Raw genomic sequence first — 6,613 nt, 5'->3', positions numbered from 1 at the left:
CGGGGCTGTCATCGGCCTGCGGCCTCGTCCTCAACCGCCGGACGGGCTGGATATCTCGTCGGCGCGGCAAGGTTTTAGCCCGTCCGGCGTTTGAGGACGAGCCGCGAAGCGGCAATAAACGGGGGTGCCAGGGGGCTGCGCCCCCTGGTTTCGGGAAAGGGGCGGGCCCGGGGCGCCCCGCGAAGGCCCACCGACCGCCCCCGAAACACCCCCCGCACACCAGGTACGCTCCCACGTGGCCGCCCCCGGCCACCCCCGCCCGACCCGAGACCCCAGGAGACAGACGACGATGGCCGACCGGGTCACGGTGATCGGCTGGGACGGCTCGCCACTGACCACGGCGGCCCGCTCGGCCCTGAGCGCCGCGACCCTCGTCGCGGGCGCCGCCCACCACCTCGCACTCCCCGAGGTCCCCCCGACCGCCGAGCGCATCCGGCTCGGCAGCGTCGCCCTCGCCGCCCGCCGCGTCGCCGCCCACCGGGGCACCGCCGTCGTCCTCGCCGACGGCGACCCCGGCTTCTTCGGCGTCGTACGCACCCTGCGCGCCCCCGAGTTCGGCCTTGAGGTCGAGGTCGTGCCCGCCGTGTCCTCCGTCGCCCAGGCCTTCGCCCGCGCCGGGATGCCCTGGGACGACGCCCAGGTCGTGGTCGCCCACCGCCGCACCCTGCGCCGCGCCGTGAACGTCTGCCGCGCCCACAGCAAGGTCGCCGTCCTGACCTCGCCCGGCGCCGGGCCCGCCGAGCTCGGCCTGCTCCTCGACGGCGTCCACCGGACCTTCGTGATCTGCGAGGAGCTCGGCACCGAGCGCGAGCAGGTCACCGTCGTCACCTCCGACAAGGCCGCCGACCACACCTGGCGCGACCCGAACGTCGTCATCGCCATCGGCGGTCCCGTCGCCCACGACGGCCCCGCAGCCCACGACTCCGGCTGGATCGCGGGCCGCGACCCGGGCACGACCCCGCGCGGCTGGGCCCTGCCCGCCGCGAGCTACGGCGGGGAGCACGAGCTCGGCGAGGGCGAGACGGACCGCATCCGGGCCGCCCAACTGGCCCGCATCGGCCCGCGCGTGGGCGACCTCGTCTGGGACATCGGCTGTGGCACCGGTGCCTTCGCCGCGGAGGCGGCCCGGTTCGGCGCCGCCGTCATCGCCGTCGACCGCGACCCGGACGCCTGCGCCCGCACCGTGGCCGTCGCGCGCCGCTTCGGCGTGCACACCCAGGTCGTGCACGGCACCGCCCCGCACATCCTCGAAGACCTGCCCGAGCCCGACGTCGTACGCGTCGGGGGCGGGGGCGTGGCCGTGGTGTCCGCCGTCGCCGACCGCCGCCCGGAGCGCATCGTCACGCACGCCGCGACGCGCGACGCCGCCGAACTCCTCGGCAGGGACCTGACGGAGCACGGATACGCCGTCGAGTGCGCGCTCCTCCAGTCCGTCGAGCTGGACACCCGCGCCTGGACGGAGCGGAAGAGGACCGTCGTGTTCCTGGTCTCGGGCCTGCTGCTCGACCGGGCGCCGTGACCCTGGAGGCCCTGCCACCGCGCGGTGCGCGGTAGGCTGGCCGATCGTTGTACCGCACCTGGGTGCCTGGCATTTCATTGGTCAATGTCCGGAAAGCTCGCCCGTTTTGGGGGGTGCGTGTGGTACGGCGGACCGCTGGACGCGCGACGTGGCGCAGTCCACAGCGGACCGTGGCCGATCACGCTGCCGCGGGGGCGGAGCTACCGCGACAATGCCTGTGTTCCGTATGCGGCCGCGTGCCGCGCGGCACGCGCGCTCGTTGTGGATGACGGGCGGTCAAAGAAGGACTAACCGATGGGCGAGGGGTACGCATGACCGACACCGGCCAGGTCCCGGGCGAGGGACTGCCGGAGAGCGCAGGCATGGTGGAGCAGCCGGGCATCCCCGCCCCGGACGCGTACACCTTCCTCGACCCCTCCGAGAATCCCGCCGAGGACGACGACCTGTTGCTGATGCCCGGTGCCCAGGGCGCGTGGAGCGAGGCGCAGGCCGCGCAGGCGGGCCTCGGCCAGCCGCCGGTGGCCCAGGCGGCGCCCGCGCGGGTGCCGGGCGGACGGGCGGCACGGGGCCGGGCGTCGGGCACGCGGGGGGCTCGGGCCGCCCAGGCCGCGGACGTCATGGCGGCCGGAGCCCAGCCGGTCGGGGCTCAGCCTGTCGCGGTCCAGCCCGCCGGAGTCCAGGGGGCGCACGCGCAGGCCGGCGTTCCGTCAGGCGTGGCCGAGGCGCAGCCCGCGCAGCAGCAGGGCACCCAGGCGCCGTTCGGCCAGGACGGGGTGGGGCAGGCGCAGCCGGGCCTTGCGGTCGCGGGCCAGGCAGTCATGGATCAGGCGGTCATGGACCAGGTGGCCCTGGACCAGGCAGCCGTGGACCAGGCAGCCGTGGACCAGGCGCAGGCCGGTCCGGTCGCGGTCGGTCCGATCGCGCTCGGTCAGGCGGATGCGGGTCAGGGACAGCCGGGCCCGGCTCAGGCAGACCTGGCACAGGCAGATCCGACGCAGATGGACCCGGCGCAGATGGACCCGGCACAGGCGGATCCGACGCAGATGGATCCGGCACAGATGGGCCCGGCGCAGGTCGCCCCCGCGCAGGCAGGCCCGGCCCCCGTCGACCAGACCCCCGCCGCGCAGCGGCTGCCCGCCCACACCCCGGGCGACCAGCCGCACCCCGCACAGGCCCCGGCCGACCAGCCGCAGCCCGGCCACACGCACGCCGCACAGCCGCAGCCCGGTGACGACCAGCCGTCGGCCGTCCAGGAGCAGGCCGTCCACCAGCCCGGACCGCACGAGACCTCCGGCCGCGACAGCGGTTCCGTCGACCTGACGGGCGTTCCGCTGCACGCGGGCCCCGCCCACACCCCGGCCTCGCACCACGGCACCTCCCGGCGTCCGCTGCACCGTGGCCCCGCGGCACCCGTCGTGCCCGGCGGCGCGGCGAGCCCCGTCCGCTCCCTCGCCGACCGCGGCCCCGCGGGCGGCACCCCGCACGCCGTGCCCGTGCGGAACCCCGGCCCGCCGACCAGCGGCCCCGAGTACCTGGACGTCCCGCGCGACGACGCGAGCGTGCTGCCGGGACCGCAGCTGGGCGAGATCCCGCCCCAGGGCGCGGCGCCCTGGAACGCACAGCCGCACACCCCGCAGGGAACACCGGGCAGGCCCCAGGGAACCCCTGCAGAAACGGTCGTCCCAGAGGCCCCGGCCTCCCCGACCGCCCCGACCGCCCCGAACACCCCGGCTGACCCGACCGGCCCGACCGACGCGGCTGGCTCGTCCGAACCGTCCGGCCCGGAAGCCCCACACGCTTCACCCGTCTCACAGGCGCCACAGGTGTCACAGGCACCGGAGGCCGCCCCGTCGGCATCGGATGAGCAGGGCGTACCGGGCGCGCCGGGTGCATCGGAAGCAGTGGGCGCGCCCGAAGCCGCGAACGCGCCGGACGAGCCCACCGCGGCGCCCGACGCACCCGCGGCGCACGCGCAGGACGCCGTGCGACTCCCGGACGCCGACGGTGCCGGAAGTGCTTCCGATGCCCCCGACGCCTCCGCCGCGCCGGACCACGCCGCCCCGGACGCGCCGCATGCTCCAGACATGCCGCACGCTCCCGGTACGCCGGAGACCCTCGGCACGCCGGACACCCAGGACGCTCCGGGCGCCCCGGACCAGGGCCACGAGGGGACCGGCGCGCACGCGGTGGACGTAACCTCGCCGCCCGCCGCCCCGGACTCGCCCGAGGACACGCCGAGTTCGGCCCCCGTCGACGCCCCGGTGACGGCCATCGCCCCGGACGCCGCCGAGGCCGCGACCATCCGTGTCGCCCAGGGCGCCATGGCCCCGCCCGCCGACGGCAGCGCACCCACCGCCGACAGCAGTGCGCCCGGCACCGACGCCTCCGCCGGGGCCCCTGTCCCGGCCGCGTATGCCGACGAACTCGTCGCCCACGCCGATGGGCTCGCCGCCGCGCCCCGGCCCCTGGCCGTCGACGTCACCCCGCAGGCTCCCGACGCCGCCCAGCCGTGGCCCGGCGCCCACGCCGCGCAGGGCCCGCACCTCGCCGCGCCGGGACCGGAGAACGCGGGGCCCGCACAGCTCTTCCCGGAACCGGCGGCTCCGGCACCCGCGCCGCTCGGCCAGTTCGTGCCGGTCGAGGGCTCGGTGCCGACCACCCCGCACCTGGCGCCGACGCCGCCGCGCCCCCTCTCCGTACCGCCCGAGGCGAGTGCCGCGCCGGAGCGGCCGGCCGACGAGGCGGACCAGGGCGCGCCCGCACCGGAGCCGGTCGAGGCCGCGGAGCCCGACCCGGCCGCCGTCCTCCAGGACGCGGGTGAACTCCCGGACGCCGCCGAGTCGGCGCCCGAGGCGCTCGACGACGCCGGACGGCAGCCCGTACCCACCGTGCCCGCACCCCGCGGCGGCGAGCGGCCCACGGCCGTGCCCGCCCCGGACACGGCACCCGCACCCGTCGCCGCGACGGACGGCCAGGCGCCGCCCGCCCCGGGGACGACCGACCCCAACGAGCCGATGCACGCACCTCACCCGGCCGGACCGACCGACCCCGCACTCCCGGCCGACGAGGCCGCAGCCCTCGACGCCGCCACGCCCGTGGACCTGCCCGACCTCGCGGGTCCTGCGGAGCCCACCGGCCTGCCCGAGCCCCTGTCGATCGTCGAGGACGGCGAGGAAGAGCCCGCCGCCGCGGCTCCGGACCTCGCCGAGCCGGAGGCCGTCGCGCCGGACGCGGCCCCGCTCGACCCGCCCGCCCCGGCCTACGCCGACGCCGAGCGCGAGGCGGTCCTGCGGGTCATGCGCGAGCGCCGCGACATCCGCAACGGCTTCCGCAGCGACCCCATCCCGCACGAGGTGCTGCTCCGCGTCCTCGAAGCGGCGCACACGGCGCCGTCCGTGGGCCACTCCCAGCCCTGGGACTTCGTGGTCATCCGCTCCGCCGAGACCCGCCGCACCATGCACGAACTGGCCCAGCGCCAGCGCGAGGCGTACGCGAAGTCGCTGCCCAAGGGCCGCGCCAAGCAGTTCAAGGAACTGAAGATCGAGGCCATCCTCGACACCCCGGTGAACATCGTCGTCACCGCCGACCCCACCCGCGGCGGCCGCCACACCCTCGGCCGGCACACGCAGCCGCAGATGGCCCCGTACTCCTCGGCGCTCGCCGTCGAGAACCTGTGGCTCGCCGCCCGCGCCGAGGGCCTCGGCGTCGGCTGGGTCAGCTTCTTCGACGAGCGCGAGATGGTCCGCGCCCTCGGCCTGCCCGAGCACCTGGAGGTCGTGGCGTACCTGTGTGTCGGGTACGTGGACGAGTTCCCGGACGAGCCCGAGCTGATGCAGGCGGGCTGGTCCAAGCGCCGCCCGCTGTCCTGGGTGGTGCACGAGGAGACGTACGGCCGCCGCGCGCTGCCCGGCGAGGACCCGCACGACCTGCTCGCCGAGACCGTCGGCAACATCCGCCCGCTCGACGCCAAGGCGCTCGGCGAGGCCTGGGAGCGGCAGAAGCGCATGACCAAGCCCGCCGGGGCCCTGGGCATGCTGGAGATCATCTCGGCGCAGCTCGCCGGGCTCTCCCGGATGTGCCCGCCCCCGATCCCGGAGCCCGCCGCGGTCGCGATCTTCGCCGGTGACCACGGCGTGCACGCCCAGGGCGTCACGTCCTGGCCCCAGGAGGTGACCGGCCAGATGGTCGCGAACTTCCTCGGCGGCGGCGCCGTCTGCAACGCCTTCGCCAACCAGGTCGGCGCCGAGGTCTGCGTCATCGACGTGGGCGTGGCCAGCGAACTGCCCGCGACGCCGGGCCTGCTGCCCCGCAAGATCCGCCCCGGCACGGCCGACATGACGACCGGCCCCGCGCTCACCCGCGAGGAGGTCAAGGCCGCGATCGAGGTGGGCATCGAGACCGCCCGCGACCTGGTCGCCGCGGGCAACAAGGCCCTCCTGACCGGCGAGATGGGCATCGCGAACACCACCGCGTCCGCCGCCCTGATCTCGGTCTACACGGACACCGACCCCGCCGAGGTCACCGGCCGCGGCACGGGCATCAACGACGAGATGCACGCCCGCAAGGTCGAGGTCGTCCGCCGCGCCCTCGACCTGCACAAGCCGGACCCGGCCGACCCCATCGGCGTCCTCGCGGCCATCGGCGGCCTCGAACACGCGGCGATGGTCGGCCTGCTCCTCGGCGGCGCGTCGCTGCGTACGCCCGTGATCCTGGACGGCGTCAGCGCGGGCGCCGCAGCCCTGGTGGCCCGCGCCATCGCCCCCGAGGTCCTCGCCGCCTGCATCGCGGGCCACCGCAGCGCCGAGCCCGGCCACGTGGCGGCCCTGAACAAGCTGGGCCTGCGCCCCCTGGTCGACCTGGACCTCCGCCTGGGCGAGGGCACCGGCGCCCTCCTGGCCCTGCCGGTGGTCCAGAGCGCGGCCCGCGCGATGCACGAGGTGGCGACGTTCGACTCGGCAGGCGTGACAGAGAAGTAGCCCGTCAGGGAAACGGCCCGTCCGGCGCCCGAGCCCGGGGCCGAGAACCGACGAGGCAGATTCAAGCCCGTCCGGCGTTTGAGGACGAGCGCGCAGCGCGGATAAATGGGGGTCCAGG

At 76.6% G+C, this 6,613-nt stretch carries 4 protein-coding genes; 2 read left to right on the top strand and 2 right to left on the bottom strand.

What is annotated here, in order from left to right:
- The first annotated feature begins 289 nt into the window (after positions 1-289).
- Positions 290-1,519, top strand: a complete 1,230-nt coding sequence (gene cbiE, locus ACFWZ5_RS43795; protein ID WP_384802156.1) for a precorrin-6y C5,15-methyltransferase (decarboxylating) subunit CbiE — start codon at positions 290-292, stop codon at positions 1,517-1,519.
- Positions 1,520-1,806: 287 nt separating this feature from the next.
- Here the strand turns inward: cbiE and ACFWZ5_RS43790 are convergent, their stop codons facing one another.
- Both ACFWZ5_RS43790 and ACFWZ5_RS43785 read right to left on the bottom strand, forming a co-directional pair.
- A complete protein-coding gene (locus tag ACFWZ5_RS43790) occupies positions 1,807-2,208 on the bottom strand; it encodes a hypothetical protein (protein ID WP_384892664.1) in 402 nt (133 codons plus the stop codon).
- Positions 2,209-2,226: 18 nt separating this feature from the next.
- Positions 2,227-2,661, bottom strand: coding sequence for a pentapeptide repeat-containing protein (locus ACFWZ5_RS43785; protein ID WP_384802162.1), 435 nt, complete (start codon positions 2,659-2,661; stop codon positions 2,227-2,229).
- Between the two features lie 1,179 nt (positions 2,662-3,840).
- Between ACFWZ5_RS43785 and cobT the strand changes: the two genes are divergently transcribed.
- Complete coding sequence (cobT, locus tag ACFWZ5_RS43780; protein ID WP_384802159.1) at positions 3,841-6,495, top strand: nicotinate-nucleotide--dimethylbenzimidazole phosphoribosyltransferase; 2,655 nt, start codon at positions 3,841-3,843, stop codon at positions 6,493-6,495.
- The last annotated feature ends 118 nt before the right edge of the window (positions 6,496-6,613 follow it).

The sequence above is a fragment of the Streptomyces sp. NPDC059003 genome, from assembly GCF_042740445.1.
In the GTDB taxonomy this organism is placed as follows: domain Bacteria; phylum Actinomycetota; class Actinomycetes; order Streptomycetales; family Streptomycetaceae; genus Streptomyces.
The sequence above is the reverse complement of the archived record's forward strand: the minus strand, read 5'-3'. Positions and strand labels throughout refer to the sequence as shown.